This is a genomic window from Samsonia erythrinae (genome assembly GCF_004342665.1).
Taxonomy (GTDB): Bacteria; Pseudomonadota; Gammaproteobacteria; order Enterobacterales; family Enterobacteriaceae; genus Samsonia; species Samsonia erythrinae.
On sequence record NZ_SMBY01000006.1, the window covers coordinates 72,214 to 89,528 of the forward strand.

At 52.5% G+C, this 17,315-nt stretch carries 14 protein-coding genes; 11 read left to right on the plus strand and 3 right to left on the minus strand.

Features of this window, described 5'->3' with window-relative positions; translation table 11 throughout:
• Nucleotides 1-2: 2 nt before the first annotated feature.
• The 3 genes from EDC54_RS11110 to EDC54_RS11120 all read left to right on the plus strand — a co-directional run bounded on the left by EDC54_RS11110 (nt 3) and on the right by EDC54_RS11120 (nt 3,831).
• Nucleotides 3-953 carry a phosphoglycerate dehydrogenase gene (locus EDC54_RS11110; protein WP_132456133.1) on the plus strand — a complete coding sequence of 317 codons (951 nt, stop codon included), beginning with the start codon at nt 3-5 and terminating at the stop codon, nt 951-953.
• Between the two features lie 61 nt (nt 954-1,014).
• On the plus strand, nt 1,015-2,295 hold the full coding sequence (locus tag EDC54_RS11115; protein ID WP_196238454.1) for an MFS transporter: 1,281 nt from the start codon (nt 1,015-1,017) through the stop codon (nt 2,293-2,295).
• A gap of 474 nt (nt 2,296-2,769) precedes the next feature.
• Nucleotides 2,770-3,831, plus strand: coding sequence for an ABC transporter substrate-binding protein (locus EDC54_RS11120; RefSeq protein WP_132456135.1), 1,062 nt, complete (start codon nt 2,770-2,772; stop codon nt 3,829-3,831).
• A gap of 69 nt (nt 3,832-3,900) precedes the next feature.
• On the opposite strand, the gene EDC54_RS11125 is transcribed toward EDC54_RS11120, so the two are convergent.
• Nucleotides 3,901-5,094, minus strand: coding sequence for a LacI family DNA-binding transcriptional regulator (locus EDC54_RS11125; protein ID WP_132456137.1), 1,194 nt, complete (start codon nt 5,092-5,094; stop codon nt 3,901-3,903).
• Nucleotides 5,095-5,381: 287 nt separating this feature from the next.
• On the opposite strand from EDC54_RS11125, the gene EDC54_RS11130 reads away from it, so the two are divergent.
• From EDC54_RS11130 to EDC54_RS11165, 8 genes are all read left to right on the plus strand, one after another.
• Nucleotides 5,382-5,825: a PTS sugar transporter subunit IIA gene (locus EDC54_RS11130; protein ID WP_132456139.1), complete on the plus strand. Its 444-nt coding sequence runs from the start codon at nt 5,382-5,384 to the stop codon at nt 5,823-5,825.
• A 23-nt stretch (nt 5,826-5,848) separates the two neighbouring features.
• Nucleotides 5,849-6,136: a PTS sugar transporter subunit IIB gene (locus tag EDC54_RS11135; RefSeq protein WP_132456141.1), complete on the plus strand. Its 288-nt coding sequence runs from the start codon at nt 5,849-5,851 to the stop codon at nt 6,134-6,136.
• A gap of 14 nt (nt 6,137-6,150) precedes the next feature.
• Entirely contained in the window at nt 6,151-7,410 is a 1,260-nt protein-coding gene (locus EDC54_RS11140; RefSeq protein WP_132456143.1) for a PTS ascorbate transporter subunit IIC, read from the plus strand.
• A 587-nt stretch (nt 7,411-7,997) separates the two neighbouring features.
• Nucleotides 7,998-8,933 carry a LysR family transcriptional regulator gene (locus tag EDC54_RS11145; RefSeq protein WP_132456145.1) on the plus strand — a complete coding sequence of 312 codons (936 nt, stop codon included), beginning with the start codon at nt 7,998-8,000 and terminating at the stop codon, nt 8,931-8,933.
• Nucleotides 8,934-9,333: 400 nt separating this feature from the next.
• On the plus strand, nt 9,334-10,266 hold the full coding sequence (locus tag EDC54_RS11150) for a TauD/TfdA family dioxygenase (protein WP_132456147.1): 933 nt from the start codon (nt 9,334-9,336) through the stop codon (nt 10,264-10,266).
• Nucleotides 10,263-11,750 (plus strand): AMP-binding protein, encoded by a 1,488-nt coding sequence (locus tag EDC54_RS11155; RefSeq protein WP_132456149.1) that lies wholly within the window; start codon nt 10,263-10,265, stop codon nt 11,748-11,750. The genes EDC54_RS11150 and EDC54_RS11155 overlap by 4 nt, the downstream gene beginning before the upstream one ends.
• A 9-nt stretch (nt 11,751-11,759) precedes the next feature.
• The gene (locus EDC54_RS11160; protein ID WP_132456150.1) at nt 11,760-12,404 is read left to right on the plus strand and encodes a thermostable hemolysin; all 645 of its coding nucleotides are present in this window, start codon (nt 11,760-11,762) and stop codon (nt 12,402-12,404) included.
• A gap of 4 nt (nt 12,405-12,408) precedes the next feature.
• On the plus strand, nt 12,409-13,602 hold the full coding sequence (locus tag EDC54_RS11165; protein ID WP_132456152.1) for a multidrug effflux MFS transporter: 1,194 nt from the start codon (nt 12,409-12,411) through the stop codon (nt 13,600-13,602).
• A 129-nt stretch (nt 13,603-13,731) separates the two neighbouring features.
• On the opposite strand, the gene yacL is transcribed toward EDC54_RS11165, so the two are convergent.
• Nucleotides 13,732-14,085 carry a protein YacL gene (yacL, locus tag EDC54_RS11170; RefSeq protein WP_132456154.1) on the minus strand — a complete coding sequence of 118 codons (354 nt, stop codon included), beginning with the start codon at nt 14,083-14,085 and terminating at the stop codon, nt 13,732-13,734.
• 266 nt (nt 14,086-14,351) lie between these two features.
• Nucleotides 14,352-16,949: a bifunctional aconitate hydratase 2/2-methylisocitrate dehydratase gene (acnB, locus tag EDC54_RS11175; RefSeq protein WP_132456156.1), complete on the minus strand. Its 2,598-nt coding sequence runs from the start codon at nt 16,947-16,949 to the stop codon at nt 14,352-14,354.
• Nucleotides 16,950-17,315 lie beyond the last annotated feature (366 nt).

The following is a 17,315-nucleotide window of genomic DNA, read 5'->3' on the forward strand; positions in this document are numbered from 1 at the left end:
TGATGAAAGTTATTTCAACCTCACCTTCTTTTGCTAAATATGATCGCACGCCTATCGCCGATCTGGAAAAACACGGGTTTGAACTTGTTGCGTTACCGGCCGATGCCTCGTTGGAAACGCTCATCCCTCATCTGAAAGACGCCGTTGCCATGATCGTGGCCTTTACCGACATCAACGACGCCTTGCTGCAACACGCGCCGCAGTTAAAAATCGTCTGCAAACATGGCGTCGGCGTGGATAACATCGACCTTGCCGCCACAAAAAAACGCGACATCTTCGTCACCAATGTTCCCAACGCCAACAAACACGCCGTTGCTGATTTTGCGTTCTCTTTATTACTCAATTGCGCCAGACAGCTTTCTCAGGCGGAACGACAAACCCGCGCGGGAAACTGGCCGCGTATTTTCGCGACCGATGCCTATGGCAAAACATTAGGGATCGTCGGTCTTGGCAATATCGGGAAAGAAGTCGCCTTGCGCGCCCGCGGTTTTTCCATGCGAGTCCTCGCTTACGATTTTTATCCTGACCACGCGTTCGCAGAAAAAAACCATATTGAATTTGTCGATATGAATACGCTGACCGAAGAGAGTGATTTTATTACGCTGCATACGCCGCTGACGGAAGAAACACATCACTTATTTAACCGTGACCGATTAAATAAGATGAAAGACAGCGCGTACTTAATTAATGTTTCTCGCGGCGGCGTCGTGGATGAGGATGCACTTTATTCCGCATTAAAAGAAGGAAAAATAGCGGGCGCAGCGGCAGACGTATTTGAACATGAACCGCTGAAAGAACACCCCCTGTTCACATTAGACAATTTCATTCCCACATCGCATATCGCTGGATATACCGATGGGGCTATCAGCGCAGTAGGTTCGCATTGCGTTGAGCAAATTATTGACTGCATCATTAAAAAACAAAAACCAACAAACATCATGAACAATATGTAAGTTCATCGACTGAGATATTACATCACCTTATAAAAACACCACCGAATGGATGGCGAAAATCATGAATAACATGATAGAGAAAAAAACATCAATACGTTGGTGGATAGCTGCATTAATGTGGCTAGCCATTGCCATCAATTATATTGATAGAACCGTGCTTTCAGCCGCGGCACCCCATTTAGTCAGTGAATTACATTTAACACCAGAAATGATGGGTTTTATCATGGCCGCCTTTTTCTGGTCATATTCACTGTTGCAAATTCCGGCCGGTTGGTTCGCTGACCGCTTTGGACAAAAAAAAGCGTTGGGCTTAGCCGTAGGATGGTGGTCTGTAGCAACATCGGCAATGGGGCTCGCCACCGGTTTTAAATCCCTTCTTGGCCTGCGCATCGCATTAGGTATTGGCGAAGCCGCCGCCTACCCCAGCAACGCGGGGATCGCCGCAAAGTGGTTCCCGGACAAAGAGCGCGCCACCATCTCAGGGTTATTCGACAGCGCGTCAAAATTTGGCGGCGCCGTCGCCATGCCGCTGATCGTCTGGATGATTTACGTATTCGATTGGCGCTTGACGTTCGCCATTATTGGTTCGATGGGCATTCTTTGGGTCATCGCCTGGTATTTTATTTATTCCGAAAACCCGGAGGATCATAAAAAAATCAGTAAGGCGGAAGTGGATTATATCCGCCAGGGTCAGGTGCAAAAACACGGCACCAATACCGAACGTCCCATGAAATGGTATCAGCTGTTGCGCTATCGGAATATCTGGGCGATGTGTCTGGGCTTTTTCACCATCAATTATACGTCCTATTTCTTTATTACCTGGCTACCGACTTATCTGGTGCAAGAAAAAGGCATGGACTTTATTAAGATGGGCATTATCGCCGCGCTGCCATTAATATCCGGGATGATTATTGAAGTCTTTGCCGGCTGGGCCTCGGATAAAATCGCGCATAAAAAGATCCTCTCGTTAACGGCGACGCGTAAACTATTTCTGACCATCGGCCTATTAATGGCGTTATGTATTGGATTTGCGCCCTTTACCGATTCTGTCGTCGTCACCGTCATATTATTATGCGTTGCTAAATCGGGCACCACGGTCGCCGCATCACAAGTCTGGGCTTTACCCGGCGATGTCGCGCCGCAAAATATGGTATCGATGGTGGCGGGCTTGCAAAATACGGTGTCGAATATGGGAGGCGCGGTTGGTCCAATTATCACCGGCGCAATTGTTGCCGCGACGGGATCGTTTACTTATGCGCTGGTGTTCTCGGCAATATTAGTGTTATTAGGCATCATCAACTACTTATTCCTGATGGGGAAAGTTGAGCCAATTAAAGCGTAAACCCGACACGACGCCTCGACACCCGCACGCGGATAAAAACGTTATTCGCCTGCATGCATCTCGATGCCTGACAGACCAGCCCTCCGGCTGGCCTGTCAGATTCGATGAATTATCGCTAAACAAATGTGGAAAATGGCAGAGATTCCCCTGCCCTCAATACAGCCGGACAAAAAATACCGCGCCATCCGCCACACGCATCGTCATACTCCCGCTTTTAATCCTTTTAAAAACAAAGTAATAAAAAAACAAAATGCCTTGTCGGTGCGGTAATCGCGTCACCGATGGCGGTCGCGCATAACAAACCAAACCAACAAAAGAAAATAAAGTTTTCGCGCCATAAATTCCCCGTCTAGCTTATGTCAAAAAACTCTTTATCACGCCGCGCACGCTTTTCTATTCTCAGAAAGCGATCTTGTCGCTTTCCTCATTTTATCAGGCTGCACACAGCCCTAACCTATTGATGGGTAATTTATTATGCATAACAAAAGTCATACAACCCGCCCTTTTTACGCAGGGAACGCGCTGAGCCGTAAATGGCTTAGCCTGACGCTAGCCGGCGCGGTGCTACTCGCGGGAACCGGCCTGCCGACGCAGGCGCAGGCGGAAGGCCAGTTGCGGATCGCGCAGCAATTCGGCATCGTTTATCTGCTGCTGAACGTCGCACAGGATCAGAGGCTGATCGAAAAACACGGCAAAGCGGAAGGGCTGGATATTCAGGTGAACTATCTGCAACTTTCCGGCGGCGCGGCAGTCAACGACGCGCTGCTCTCCGGCTCGGTAGATATTGCCGGGGCCGGCACCGGGCCGCTCTTCACGCTGTGGGATCGCACCAAAGGGCGTCAGAATGTGCGTGCCGTGGTGGCAACCGGTCACTTTCCTTACTATCTGATCAGTAATAATCCCAAGGTGAAAACCATCGCCGACCTGACGGATAAAGACCGTATCGCCGTGCCTGCGGTGGGTGTTTCCGTGCAGTCACGTTTCCTGCAACAGGCTTCCGCGGAACTGTGGGGCGACAAAGCTTACAACCGGCTGGATAAACTTCAGGTCGCGATCCCACATCCAGAGGCGACCGCCGCCATTATCAGCGGAGGGACGGAAATCACCACCCATTTTTCCAACGCCCCGTTTCAGGAACAGGCACTGGCAGGCAACCCTAACGCCCATATCATCCTGAGCTCCTATCAGGTCACCGGCGGGCCGAACTCCCCCGTGGTGCTCTACACCACTGAAAAATTCCGCCAGAACAACCCTCGCACCTATCAGGCCTTTGTTAACGCGATCGCGGAAGCGGCGGACTTCGCCAGCGCCCATCCGGAAGAGGCCGCCGACGCCTTTATTCGCGTGACGCAATCGCGCATCGACCGCACCCTGCTGCTAAGCATTCTGAAAAACCCGGAGGTGTCATTCAGCGTTACGCCGCGCAATACGTTGCAACTGGGTCAATTCTTGCATCGCGTGGGGGCGATTAAACATAAGCCGGAATCCATCAAAGACTATTTCTTCGACGATAAGCACATTGAGGGCGGCAGCTAACCGCACCCCCGCTTTGGCAACGCGGCATCGCTCGCTTGACACGGATTCGATAGCCGGCCGCGGCGGTGGTTAGCTGCTGTCGCGGGGTTCAAAAACGAACGTCGCATTTTCCACGACGGGGGGATGCCCGTCGTTATTATCCATCATCGTTAACACCATACGCCCGACCTCTGCGCCTAACTTTTCATAGTCGAGCCGCATCGCGGTCAGTGTCGGAAACGTGTGGTCACATTGCTCCGAGCCATCCAGACAGGCAATCGCCAGATCGTAAGGGACTTTCATCAGACGGCGTTGGCACTCAAAAAGCGCGCCCAGCGCAATTTCCTCATGGCTACAGATAATGGCATCCAGCTCCGGCTGATTTTGCAGCAGTTCCGTCATGGCATAGCGTCCAAACTGTAAGCTCGGCGCCTCCGGGATCGTAATTTTCAAATCTGCATTGTGATAGTGCGCCAACATCGCTTTATTCCAGCCGTTCAACTGCTGTTTTTGCAAACGGTTATCCGTATGAGCACCGATATAAGCAACGTAACGATACCCCTTCTCCAACAGGGAAAGCGTCAATTGCTCCGCCGCATCGGCCAGATCGATATCAATATTAATGTTCGTGCTCAGGGAGGCTGCGCCGGAGACATTCACCGTGAGCACATGACTGGCCTGTATCGCTTCTCGGGTGCGCGGTGAGAGTTGCGCGCTGAATAGCACCAGCGCCGCCGGTCGCTGCTGCAAGAGTTTTTCAACGATCCCCGCTTCCGTATTCTGCCGGTATTCATGACAGCCCATGATTAACGGAATGCTACGTTTGCCAACGGCCTGCTGTAACCCTTGTGTAAAACGAATACTGGCGCGATCTTGTTGAAAAGGATAAAGCACCGCGATGGCGGGCTGGCAAGCGGATGCCAGCGCCCCCGCCGCCTGATTCGGTACATAGCCCAGCGCATTGATCGCCTCCTGGATCTTCTTCTGTGTGGCATCAGAGACCAGCCCCGGCGCCCGTAACGCGCGGGAAACCGTCATCGCGCCAACGCCGGCGTAGTTTGCAATATCCTGTAGCGTCACCCGGTTAGTGCGATTCGCGAGCGCGCTGGCGTCATGATTGGGTTCATAGCCTAGCGCTCTGGCGGCCATTTCCACTTTACTACGTAACTTATCAGAGACCTGCTCGGGCTTACGCATGACGCGTGATACCGTCATCGTCCCTACGCCCGCGTAGTCGGCAACCTCCTGGAGTGTAACCTTACCGGTACTACGACGCTTACGCATGTCCCCCCTCTCCTTTCGTCATTTTCTCACCGCGCGGCCAATCGCCCCCTGCGTCCTGTATTCAGCACCCATAACGGCAGCACGACAGGTCCTCCGCTTTCACGTGTTCCAACATCCGTCAGTGTGCCTGCATCTGCTCAGGGGAACAAATGACGGCGCCACAGGTGCCAAACCGATCACAGTTAATGATACACATATCAGTTAGCGCTACCTTTTTAGACTCATGTCACATTATTTTACTAATAAGCCCACTATTCTTCCCTCAGAATGACACAGAGATGACGCTAATGCTTAACACTTTACTAACGCCAGACGTAGTTCAAATTTTACCTGCCTGTAACGACTGGCGCCACGCGATCGCCTTATCCTGCAAGCCGCTATTGGATAACGGGACAATCGAGCCGACCTATATTGAAGCGATTTACCGTTCTCATGAGGCCATCGGCCCTTACTATGTTGTCGGCCCGGGGATCGCCATGCCACACGCCCGCCCGGAAGATGGCGTAAACAAACTCGGCCTCAGCCTGACGCTGCTACGTGAAGGTGTGGTTTTCCAGTCTGAAGATAATGACCCCGTGCGCTTGCTTATTGTTTTGGCCGCCACGGACAGCAATAGCCATATTGAGATTATTTCACAGCTCGCACAGCTGTTCGACACGCCAGATGACGTCGCGGCATTGCTGCGTGCGACAGAAATAGAACAGGTACTTTCCGTTATTTCTCGTTATTAACTGCCACCAAAGGGACACACATAATGAAAATTACAGTCGTATGCGGTAATGGTCTGGGTACTAGCCTCATGATGGAAATGAGCATTAAGAATATTATTAAGGAACTCGGCGTGGTTGCCGACGTGGATCATGTGGATCTGGGGTCGGCGAAAGGCACAAACAGCGATATTTTTGTCGGTACAAAAGATATCGCCGACCAGCTGGTGGCGCAGGCGGTAGGGGGGAAGATCGTGTCCCTGAATAATATGATCGACAAAGTCGCGATGAAAGAACGCCTGTCGGTCGCGCTGACAGAAATTGGCGCCTTATAAGCAGGAGAGCAAAAATGGAATTCTTCCGTTTTCTAATGAGCGACGTGCTGTCCGAACCCTCTATTCTCGTCGGTTTGATTGCGCTTATCGGCCTGATTGCACAGAAAAAACCCGCCACGGAATGTATCAAAGGCACCGTGAAAACCGTGATGGGTTTTCTTATCCTCGGCGCCGGCGCGAGCCTGATCGTGTCCTCACTGGGGGATTTCGCCAACATTTTCCACCATGCGTTTGGTATCGCTGGCGTCGTCCCCAACAATGAAGCGATTGTGGCGGTAGCACAGAAGAATTTCGGTACGGAAATGGCGATGATCATGTTTTTCGCGATGGTCATCAATATCGTCATCGCCCGCTTTACGCCGTGGAAATATATTTTTCTGACCGGGCACCACACGCTATTTATGTCAATGATGGTGGCGGTCATTTTGGCAACGGCGGGGATGAAGGGCGTGCTGCTGATTACCGTTGGTTCGCTGGTCGTCGGCGTGTCAATGGTGCTGTTTCCGGCCATCATTCACCCCTACATGAAAAAGGTCACCGGATCGGATGATGTCGCCTTTGGTCACTTTTCGGCGATATCACAGCTGCTGTCAGCGTTTATCGGCAGCAAACTGGGCAATAAAGAAAAATCCACGGAGGACATGGAAGTACCGAAAAGCCTGCTGTTCCTGCGCGATACGCCGGTCGCCATCGCCTTCACCATGTTTTTTATCTTCATGTTTACCTGCCTGTTTGCCGGCGCTGATGCGGTTAAGACCATGAATGCCGGTGGGAAAAACTGGTTCATGTTTTCGCTGATCCAATCCATTACCTTTGCCGCCGGGGTGTATATTGTGCTGCAAGGCGTGCGCATGGTGATTGCGGAAATCGTCCCCGCATTTAAAGGCATTTCCGACAAGCTGGTGCCCAATGCCAAACCCGCATTAGATTGCCCCGTCGTCTTCCCCTATGCGCCCAATGCCGTGCTGGTCGGCTTCCTGAGCAGTTTTGCCGCTGGGGTCGTCGGTATGGTGTTGCTGTATCTGCTGGGGATGACGGTCATTATTCCCGGCGTGGTCCCCCACTTTTTCGTCGGCGCGGCGGCTGGGGTTTTCGGTAATGCGACCGGCGGGCGACGCGGCGCGATTTTAGGGGCCTTTGCCAACGGATTGCTGATTACCTTCCTGCCCGTGTTCCTGTTGCCTGTGCTCGGCAGCATCGGTCTGGCGAATACCACCTTCAGCGATTCCGATTTCGGCGCGGTGGGTATTCTGCTGGGGATCATTGTGCGCTAAACGGCATTGCCGAACGGTTCTTGCCGTCCCGTATTGAGTTAATGACGGAAAACGCCCCCGCCTTATGACGGGGGCATCCGCTCAGCATCGGACCAAATAATGATGCTCAAACCAACCGGCGTTATAGTCTCCGCGTCGGTAAGCCGTCCTGCTCTCCTCCACGGCAGGCAGGCTTCAGCGTGAAGCCCCACCGTTCTTGCCAAAGAGAGCGAATCCGACAGGCCCCGCGCCATGTAACGGATGTTTGAATGCGCTACGCCCTTCACCCCCCACCGATCATTTAACCACGCCCGGCTCGCCATATTATCCGTCGGGCCGTTTTGACGCTAATTCGCATTGAAATAGGGCGAATATTTATTCTGTGTCAAAAAATGACAAAATAGCATGGTAATTGATAAAAACCCGGTGATAGGATGAGATGAAATAGATAAGAGAACGACACGAATAATAAAATTCTTTTGACCAAAACAATTAAATATCGGCTTTACTTTTTTGCCCCTGCCTGATACCGGAAATAGTGTTTTCCAATGCGCAGGTTGAGTCAATCAGGAAAATCAGCTTAGCACAGTCAGTATAAAGGACACTCTATGCTATATAGTAATTACTTAAAGCAATTGGATTTGCAGGATATTGTGGTATTTCTGAATTTACTTGAGCAGCAAAGCGCCAAGAGAACGGCAGAACTTATGTGTATAAGCCAACCCACCGTCAGCTATTGTCTCAAACGTCTGCGAACCTGCTTTGACGACGCGCTATTCGTACTGTCGCATGGAATATTACTCCCCACACTGAAGGCCGTAAAAATAGCGCCGTATCTCAAGCTTGTCGTAGAGTCAGTGAATAGGTGCGCCGAGAATGAGGACAGTGCGCCGGCCTCCGTCAATAAAGTGTGGCGAGTTTGCGCGCCGGAGTATTTTGAACTGTCGCTGCTGCCGCTATCGCTGACCACGTTGGCCCGGGAACGCGCCAATGTCTCATTTCACATCGAGCGGCTGGGAAACTCGCTCCCCATCGATCGGTTAATGTCGGGCAATATCGACATCGCCATGGGCTTTGGCCCCGGATACCATCAGCTACACCCGGATTTACAGTGGCAGTCCATTCTTGATGATGAGTTCGTGTGCGTCACAAGCCTGCTGGGACAGACATCAGATAAGCCAATGAATATTGATGATTTTTGTTCTTCCCCTCATATCTTTCCAACCCCCTGGGTATCCGAAAAAAATATCATCGATGGCTGGTTAGAAAAAATCGGACGTTCCCGCAAACTGCTGGCGCGCGCCAATAGTTATCAGGCCTGTATCAATATCGTTGCCGCTCTGCCCGTCACGCTCGCGCTTCCCGCCAGATTGCTTCCATTTCTTCTTATTCCTGAAAAGGTCATTGTCTGTAAACCTCCATTAGGCTGCCCGACGTTCACGCTGGATATGATTTGGGCCAAAGAGCGCAGTCATCATGAAGAGGTTTTTAGCCTGAGATCGTTAATTCAGCGCGTTTCCCGAAATACGCAAATCAATCAATGAAAAAGAGATTATCCTATTCATTGTACTGATTTATTTAAAATAATCCTGGCGTGATTGATGAAACCTATCTATTTTACGTTTTCGTTCATCACGTCATTTAATCCGATATCCATCATCAGGAACCGACATTGATTATCTTATCCCCCTTAGCGGGGATATTTCACAATCAGCCAGTTAACGTCCCCAAAACCATAAGTCAGATGCTTATATTTAATACGGAAATTTAATCACATTCCAACAGGATCCAACCGCATGCTAAAAGTGCAGAACCCGCTACATTTTAAAATTTACGCTTAATCTTTAAATTATTAAAACCACTATAGTTAAGTTTTCTATTATTTTATTTTTCGGTTTGTTGTTAAAGCTACGTTTGGAACGGTTATCTTAAAAGGAACTTTTTATGTCAGCTCAGACCTCCGTCATCGCTTCGCCCTATTACAGACACCCTATCCCATGCTATGGATTTGAATGTATTTATGCCGTTGAACCCGATATTCGAGTCCTGACGTCTATCAGCATGGACAATTTGTATACCGATCTCGCTCATAGCGGCGCGGTGATCTATCGCGATTTCAACGATACGCTTCAGGACTTCAATGATTTTGTCAGCGCGCACTCTTCCCGCGTGACATTCGATCCTGCCCGCAAAGCCGCAACGGCCAACACCGCCGAGATCGACGCGGGCCTGCACGAAATGGGACTACACCGCGAAAATGGCAACCTCCCGTTCAACCCCGATCTACAGTGGTTTTTTTGCCTCGAAGCGGCCTCCATCGGCTCCGAAACAACCCTGTGCGACGGGCAACGCGTTCTCTTTGATCTCTCTGCCCAAACGCGCAAGTTATTTCAAACGCGTAAGATCCGTTACTCACGTCGTATCCCGTGGAGTAATGTGAAGCGCTTTTTGAGTATCGAGCTGCAACGACCCATCGATGAAATTAATGACGACGATCTGGCGTTTGTGAATGAGAGCGTTGCCGGTCAAACTTACCGCCGGATCGATCAAAACCTGATCCACTCCGAACTTATTATTTCCGCAGTGGAAACAAGCTGTTTTAACGGTAAACCCGCTTTTTGCAATTCAATGCTTGGCCCTAGCGTTAACTATGAGCCGCCGCGTATTACCTGGGAAGACGGTGAAGAGATTGATATGGATATCTGGGATGAGGTCAAAGAGGTTACCGCGCGTAATACCTATAGCCACTTCTGGAAAAAAGGCGACATCATCGTGATTGATAATACGCGGGTGATGCACGGACGCAGACGTCTTGATGACCCTTCCCGACGCATTTTCGGCGCCCAGAGCTATCGCGTCGGAGGCAGCAATATATGATCAGCCAAAAAATGCAGGAATATCTGGCAACGACGCCCGACCGCGTCGTGATCAAAGAGATGAATGGCCGGAACTACACGCTTCATGAGCTACGCGATGATGTCAGCACATTGGCTCGCGCGCTTGAGGAAAAGATAGGGAACTGCGATCGGAAGGTGTTTGGCATCGCGATGCGCTCATGCTACCACTGGGTATCGACGCTCCTGGCTATTCAGAAAGTCGGCGGAGTGTTATTACCCGTGCCTATCGAGTTTTCTGACGATCAGATCCACAGCCTTCTTGGTAAAGCCTCCGCCGTCTTCGTTCAGGATGACGAGATGGCGCAACGCATCGCACACATTTTTCCTGACAAAACCTGCTTCATGCCAGAAACGATACATCGCGCAAGCCCCAGGCGGCAGCCGGAACAGGAGGATGAACACATTGCGTCCGGCATCGTCTCGATCATCCATACCTCAGGGACGACATCACGCCCTAAAGGGGTCATGATCCGGGATGAAGCCGTTGGCCTGCTGGTGGATAATGTGATGAAGCGTCTGCCGTCACAGCCGCTGCACTATTTCTCCATTGTTCCGATGAGCCTCCTCATAGAACAAGTGCTGGGCGTTTTCATTCCCATTCTTTCCGGCGGGACGTTAACGTTAATGCCGCCTGAAATGCCGGAATATGGGTCAGCAAGCGGCAACGCGCGCCAGTACCTGGAATTACTGGCCCCCAATCATCCCAATTTCCTCTATCTGCCGCCCAAGCTGCTTGAGGAGGCCAACCTGCTCCTGCAATCCCACTCTGCCCGGGCGCTGTTTGGCCACCAGAGCCCTCATATCATCACGGGCGGCGCCAAAATTCCCGTGGCCGTACTGGAAGCGCTTGACGCAAAAGGCGTACAGGTTTTTGAAGCGTATGGATTGAGCGAAAACTCTTCAATCATCTCGCTAAATTCTCCCACGGAACGCCGAATAGGCTCAGCAGGAAAATTGCTGGATGGTATCGTCCCCAAATTCGTCGATGGCGAGTTACTGGTCAAAACGCCAACGCTGTGCGCGGGGTATTACTGCGCTGATGATACCGCCTGCGATCTTTCGGACGGATACCTGCATACCGGCGACCTCGCGGAACTGCGTGACGGGTTTCTCTATATCACCGGCCGTAAAAAACACGTCATTATCCTGTCCACAGCGAGAAATATTTCCCCCGAGTGGGTTGAGAACGTTTATAAGGAAAGCCCGCTGATTGATGACATGATCGTCATGGGAGAAGGTAAAGACGAACCCTGCGCTATCGTCCTGGGCACCGCAGACGAAGCGGCCATTTTGGCAGAAATGGCAAGACTGGATTATCACCTGGCGGATTTCGCACGAGTGAAACGAATCAAGTTGATACAGGATGCGGCTGCATTCCGTGATGAATTCTATACCGTTACCGGCCGGCCTCGAAGGAAGGAAATCGAAGCGCATTTTCTTGATTCGATTTACGCACAGGCATAAGGGGGCGGTATGTACATCGTTCGTCATTACTATCGTGGCATGACTGAATATCACCGCCTGCAAATGGCGGTACGTATTCATTATCTGAAACATTACGGCGCAACACCTGATCCTAACCCCGATTTTTTTGTCTGCCTGACGGGCAGCGATGGCAATGTGCCGGGCTATGCGTGTGTAGGTATAACGTTTGGTGATTCAGGAAAACTGTTTAGCGAATATTACCTGAACGATACGCTGGATCACACCTACGACGTAGAGCGGGTGAAGATCGTCGAACTCAGCTCTCTCGCTTCATTTTGCAGTGGAAACGGTGCCGGAAAATATTTACTCAACACGGTCATCAAGACCCTGACGTTACATAACTACAGGATTGCGGTACTTACCGCGACCGAACAGGTTCGTATGATCCTGCATACGCTTGTGGACAGTTTTGACGATCTGGGGGAGGCAGAACCAACCCGCGTCAAGGATCCAAAAATAAACTGGGGGACCTACTATAGTCACTCGCCTCGGGTGATCGTTTTCCCACTCGCGCCAAGGGCGGCATGGGTGCCCAACAGCGATTGCGCCACCCGCAAGCACGCTCCCGCCCAGCCGTTGTCCTACCCGCTCCATCATGGACGAACCACCAACACGTTCGGCAACGTAAGGTAAGGCGATGGAAAAGAATAAACGTTACGAGAATTTTATTGTTTTTCTCGCCCCATTGATTAATAGCGTGGGAGGGATAGCGATAGACCTCTATGCACCCAGTATCCCCGCGATCGGGAGAGAGCTGGCGGCAAGCCCGTCGTTAATGCAGAACACAATAACCATTACGCTGATCTTCTATGCGGTGGGTCAGCTGTTTTTCGGCATCATTGCGGATGCGAGGGGGCGCAGACTCGCCATTATATTGGGACTTTTCATCTTTCTGGCCGGCAGCATCATGGCGACCCTCGCGTGGTCGATCGCCACGCTGCTCATCGCCAGAGCATTACAGGGCTTCGCCATTGGCGCCTGTCAGGTGGTTGCCAGAGCGCTATTGATCGATAATGTGAAAGGGCCGCGATTTGCCGTTGCGATCATCTATCTGAGTCTGGCATTTGGTTTAGGACCGGTCATCGCGCCCTACCTTGGCGGACTTGTCGAAATGTATCTGGGATGGCGGTATAACTTTGTCATCTATGCCGTTTATGGCTTGATTGTTCTGATCTTCGTCATTGCCGGCCTCAAAGAATCGTTACCTCCAGAGCGCCGGCGACGCGCAATTGAGACGATATCCGGTTACAAAGCTATTCTGGCCGATAAGCGTTTCTGCGCCTCCGTGACAATCATTGGAGCCAGTTTTTCCACATTCCTGCTCTGGAATGTTATCGGTCCTTATATTGTGCAGGAACGTTTGGGGCAAAGTGCGCAATATTTTGGCACTACCGCGCTGGGGGTCGGTCTCTGCTACCTGAGCGGGACCCTGCTGAACCGATTTCTCGTCCGGCAGGTTTCATCGTCAATGTTAATGCTCATCGGGTTCCTGCTTTTCGCGCTTGGCACGGCAGCGATCGCCGCGCATCCACATGAAATAACACTGCCCAACGTTCTGGCGGGCATCATGTTGGTCGCCTTTGGACAAGGCTTTATTTTTTCCAATGCCATGGCCCATTCAATGTCGCTGTTTCCCGACCGCGCAGGGGTGGCGGCCAGTTTACAAGGGTGCTTAATGCTGGCCTTTGGTTCGATCGTCTCAGCACTCGCGAGTGTGCTGCCACTGAATACCAATTTAGCCATATCCGCCCTATTTTTTACGCTTTTTATCGTATCGCTGGCGGGTATGTGGTTATTACACCCGGCCATCGACCACGCGGCAATGGACTAAATCAGCCGACCTCTTCCCGCTGATTCTGAGGTGAGAGATTCACCTCAGAGCGCTGCCGGTCTCCCCGCGAGATAAGATATCCCCGTGCGCGTAAAAATGCCTGCGCCCATAGAACGGTCCGCCAACGCATCACAGGAACTCGCGATACTTAGCCACCAGCGTCAGAAAATCCTCCAGACCACACAGAGACAGGCTTTCTTCGTCGTAATAGCTCATGCCTTCTTCCAGTTCGTCGGTGTTGAACGTCAGCTGGTTGGCCTGGATCATGACTTCCTCTGCATCCAGCAGCAGCGTGTATTCGTGACCCACGCGCCGCCACTGCCGTTCGCTGCCTGCAACGGCGCGCGCCGCTTCTTCGACGTCGGTCAAGATCGCCACCTGTCCTTTCACTTCTTCATTAAACCAGTGTCCTATCGCTTCATGCCCCATCGACATACGAACGATGACCTGACCCGTCACATCCCGTAAAAACTCATAGTCCATGATGCTACCCCACTGTGATGTTGCTTGTGTTTAGTTTAGCCGCCGGCCCGTCCTGTCACCGTGACCGCTCGCAAAGCGCCGGGTATTTTCCACAACAACCGGGCCGGGCGGCGGCGGTGATAACGCGCGCGATAGTACGACATTCGCCGGGAAGAACCGAATGCCTGCTCTTGTGAGAAAATCGGACGGCAAGACAAAAGCGTGGGGAACGGAGCTAAATGATATAAACGGAGAGGCCATCAGGCCTCTCCGTTTAGCAGGACGGGTTATACCGCCGTCTGGAAGATCACGCCAGCGGCTTTTTCGGTATATTGACCTAACTGGTCAAAATTCAGGTAGCGGTAGGTATCCTCTGCCGTCTTATCCACCTGAGCCATATACGTCTGATACTCGTCCGGCGTCGGCAAGCGACCCAGCAGCGAGGCTACCGCCGCCAGTTCCGCAGAGGCCAGATAGACATTAGCGCCGGTGCCCAGACGGTTCGGGAAATTACGGGTCGAGGTTGAGACCACGGTCGCGCCGTCGGCCACGCGCGCCTGATTCCCCATGCACAGCGAGCAGCCGGGGATCTCAATACGCGCGCCGCTCTTACCAAACACGCTGTAATAACCCTCTTCCGTTAGCTGCGCGGCATCCATTTTAGTCGGCGGCGCAACCCACAGGCGGGTCGGCAACTGACCTTTGTGGCTGTCCAGCAGCTTGCCCGCCGCGCGGAAGTGCCCGATGTTGGTCATACAGGAACCGATGAACACCTCGTCGATCGTCTCGCCCTGCACGTCGGACAGCCAGCGCGCATCGTCTGGATCGTTCGGCGCACACAGGATCGGCTCTTTAATGTCCGCCAGATCGATATCGATCACCGCCGCGTATTCGGCGTCGGCATCCGCTTCCAACAGTTGCGGATCGGCCAGCCATTTTTCCATCCCCTGAATACGGCGCTCCAGCGTGCGGCGATCGCCGTAGCCTTCGGAGATCATCCACTTCAGCAGCACGATATTGGAGTTCAGGTACTCGATGATCGGTTCTTTATCCAGCTTGATGGTACATCCCGCCGCGGAGCGTTCCGCCGAGGCGTCGGTCAGTTCAAACGCCTGCTCGACTTTCAGATCCGGCAGACCTTCGATCTCCAGAATACGACCGGAGAAGATGTTTTTCTTCCCTTTCTTCTCCACCGTCAGCAGACCTTGCTTGATGGCGTAGAGCGGAATCGCGTGAACCAGATCGCGCAGGGTAATCCCCGGCTGCATTTTGCCTTTGAAGCGCACCAGAACGGACTCCGGCATATCCAGCGGCATCACGCCCGTCGCGGCGGCAAACGCCACCAGCCCGGACCCAGCCGGGAAAGAAATCCCAATCGGGAAACGGGTATGAGAGTCGCCGCCGGTGCCGACGGTATCCGGCAGCAGCATGCGGTTCAGCCAGGAGTGAATCACGCCATCCCCCGGACGCAGGGAAACCCCGCCACGGTTCATGATGAAATCGGGCAGCGTGTGGTGCGTGGTCACATCCACCGGCTTCGGATAGGCGGCTGTGTGACAGAAAGACTGCATCACCAAATCCGCGGAGAAACCCAGACAGGCCAGATCCTTCAGCTCATCACGGGTCATCGGCCCGGTGGTGTCCTGTGACCCCACAGAGGTCATCTTGGGTTCACAATATTCGTTAGGGCGGATCCCTTCAACGCCACAGGCGCGCCCCACCATCTTCTGCGCCAGCGAGAAACCTTTCTGACTCGCCTCAACCGCTTTCGCCACGCGGAACACATCGCTGTGCGGCAGGCCCAGAGATTCACGCGCTTTCGCGGTTAAACCACGGCCAATGATGAGCGGAATACGCCCACCGGCACGCACTTCGTCCAGCAATACGTCGGTCTTCAGCGCAAACGTCGCCAGCACCTCGTCGGTATCATGACGACGGACTTCGCCTTCATACGGGTAAATATCAATGACATCGCCCATATTCAGATCGTTGACATCCACTTCGATCGGTAATGCGCCGGCATCTTCCATGGTGTTAAAGAAGATCGGCGCGATTTTGCCGCCGAGTACCACGCCGCCGCCACGCTTGTTCGGCACGTAAGGGATATCATCCCCCATGAACCACAGCACCGAGTTGGTGGCGGATTTACGCGAAGATCCGGTGCCGACCACATCGCCGACGTAAGCCAGCGGGAACCCCTTCTTCGCCAGTTCATCAATCTGCTTGATTGGCCCTACGACGCCAGGCTGATCGGGCTCAATGCCTTCACGGGCGTTTTTCAGCATCGCCAACGCATGCAGCGGAATATCAGGGCGCGACCAGGCGTCAGGGGCAGGAGACAAGTCATCGGTGTTGGTTTCACCCGTGACCTTAAAGACGGTGACGGTAATTTTTTCCGCCAGTTTCGGACGAGACAGGAACCACTCGGCATCAGCCCAGGACTGAATCACCTTTTTAGCGTGCGCATTGCCCGCTTTCGCCTTATCTTCCACATCGTAGAAGTTATCAAACATCAGCAGAGTGTGGGACAACGCTTCAGCGGCGATAGGCGCCAGTTTGTCGTTGTCTAACGCATCGATCAGCGGATGGATGTTATAGCCCCCCTGCATGGTGCCCAGCAGCTCGATCGCTTTTTCCTGAGTGACCAAGGGGGAAGTGGCTTCGCCTTTAGCGACGGCAGCCAAAAAACCGGCCTTCACATAGGCGGCTTCATCTACACCGGGAGGGACGCGATTAATCAGCAGATCAAGCAATGCCTCTTCTTCGCCCGCCGGGGGATTCTTGAGTGACTCAACCAGCGCGGCCATCTGCGTGGCATCTAACGGTTTAGGAACAATCCCCTGCGCAGCCCGCTCGGCTACGTGCTTACGATATTCTTCTAGCACGACGTTCTCCTCGCTCTCATTGTCTTCATTATGCCCGGCGCTCTTGTTCCCGGTTGTGATGTCCATGCCTGAATGTAAGCGTGTGGATGTAAGGTAATAGAGTGTCCGGTCCAGCCTCGTCAGCATATCAGAATTTGAATTGATTGTTAATTCGTTCACATAATAGCAACATTAATAGGGTTCGGCGCTACGCCCCCCATCATGTTCACTGATTATACTGACCTCAGCAGAATAACATGTCCCAGACGACGCACACTATATGCTGATTCTGACGCCGTGGAGAAAAAGGCGACCCGCCTGACGGCAACAGCGTCAGTGAGAAAACCGTGGCTGACTTCGTTTGCAAGAGGCGGGAAGAAAGGAAGT

Coding starts and splice junctions, on each gene's coding strand:
- EDC54_RS11140 (WP_132456143.1), top strand. CDS start 6,151: ATGGAATTCTTCCGTTTTCTAATGAGCGACGTGCTGTCCGAACCCTCT.
- EDC54_RS11110 (WP_132456133.1), top strand. CDS start 3: ATGAAAGTTATTTCAACCTCACCTTCTTTTGCTAAATATGATCGCACG.
- EDC54_RS11155 (WP_132456149.1), top strand. CDS start 10,263: ATGATCAGCCAAAAAATGCAGGAATATCTGGCAACGACGCCCGACCGC.
- yacL (WP_132456154.1), bottom strand. CDS start 14,085: ATGGACTATGAGTTTTTACGGGATGTGACGGGTCAGGTCATCGTTCGT.
- EDC54_RS11125 (WP_132456137.1), bottom strand. CDS start 5,094: ATGCGTAAGCGTCGTAGTACCGGTAAGGTTACACTCCAGGAGGTTGCC.
- EDC54_RS11150 (WP_132456147.1), top strand. CDS start 9,334: ATGTCAGCTCAGACCTCCGTCATCGCTTCGCCCTATTACAGACACCCT.
- EDC54_RS11160 (WP_132456150.1), top strand. CDS start 11,760: ATGTACATCGTTCGTCATTACTATCGTGGCATGACTGAATATCACCGC.
- EDC54_RS11130 (WP_132456139.1), top strand. CDS start 5,382: ATGCTTAACACTTTACTAACGCCAGACGTAGTTCAAATTTTACCTGCC.
- EDC54_RS11145 (WP_132456145.1), top strand. CDS start 7,998: ATGCTATATAGTAATTACTTAAAGCAATTGGATTTGCAGGATATTGTG.
- EDC54_RS11120 (WP_132456135.1), top strand. CDS start 2,770: ATGCATAACAAAAGTCATACAACCCGCCCTTTTTACGCAGGGAACGCG.
- EDC54_RS11115 (WP_196238454.1), top strand. CDS start 1,015: ATGAATAACATGATAGAGAAAAAAACATCAATACGTTGGTGGATAGCT.
- EDC54_RS11165 (WP_132456152.1), top strand. CDS start 12,409: ATGGAAAAGAATAAACGTTACGAGAATTTTATTGTTTTTCTCGCCCCA.
- EDC54_RS11135 (WP_132456141.1), top strand. CDS start 5,849: ATGAAAATTACAGTCGTATGCGGTAATGGTCTGGGTACTAGCCTCATG.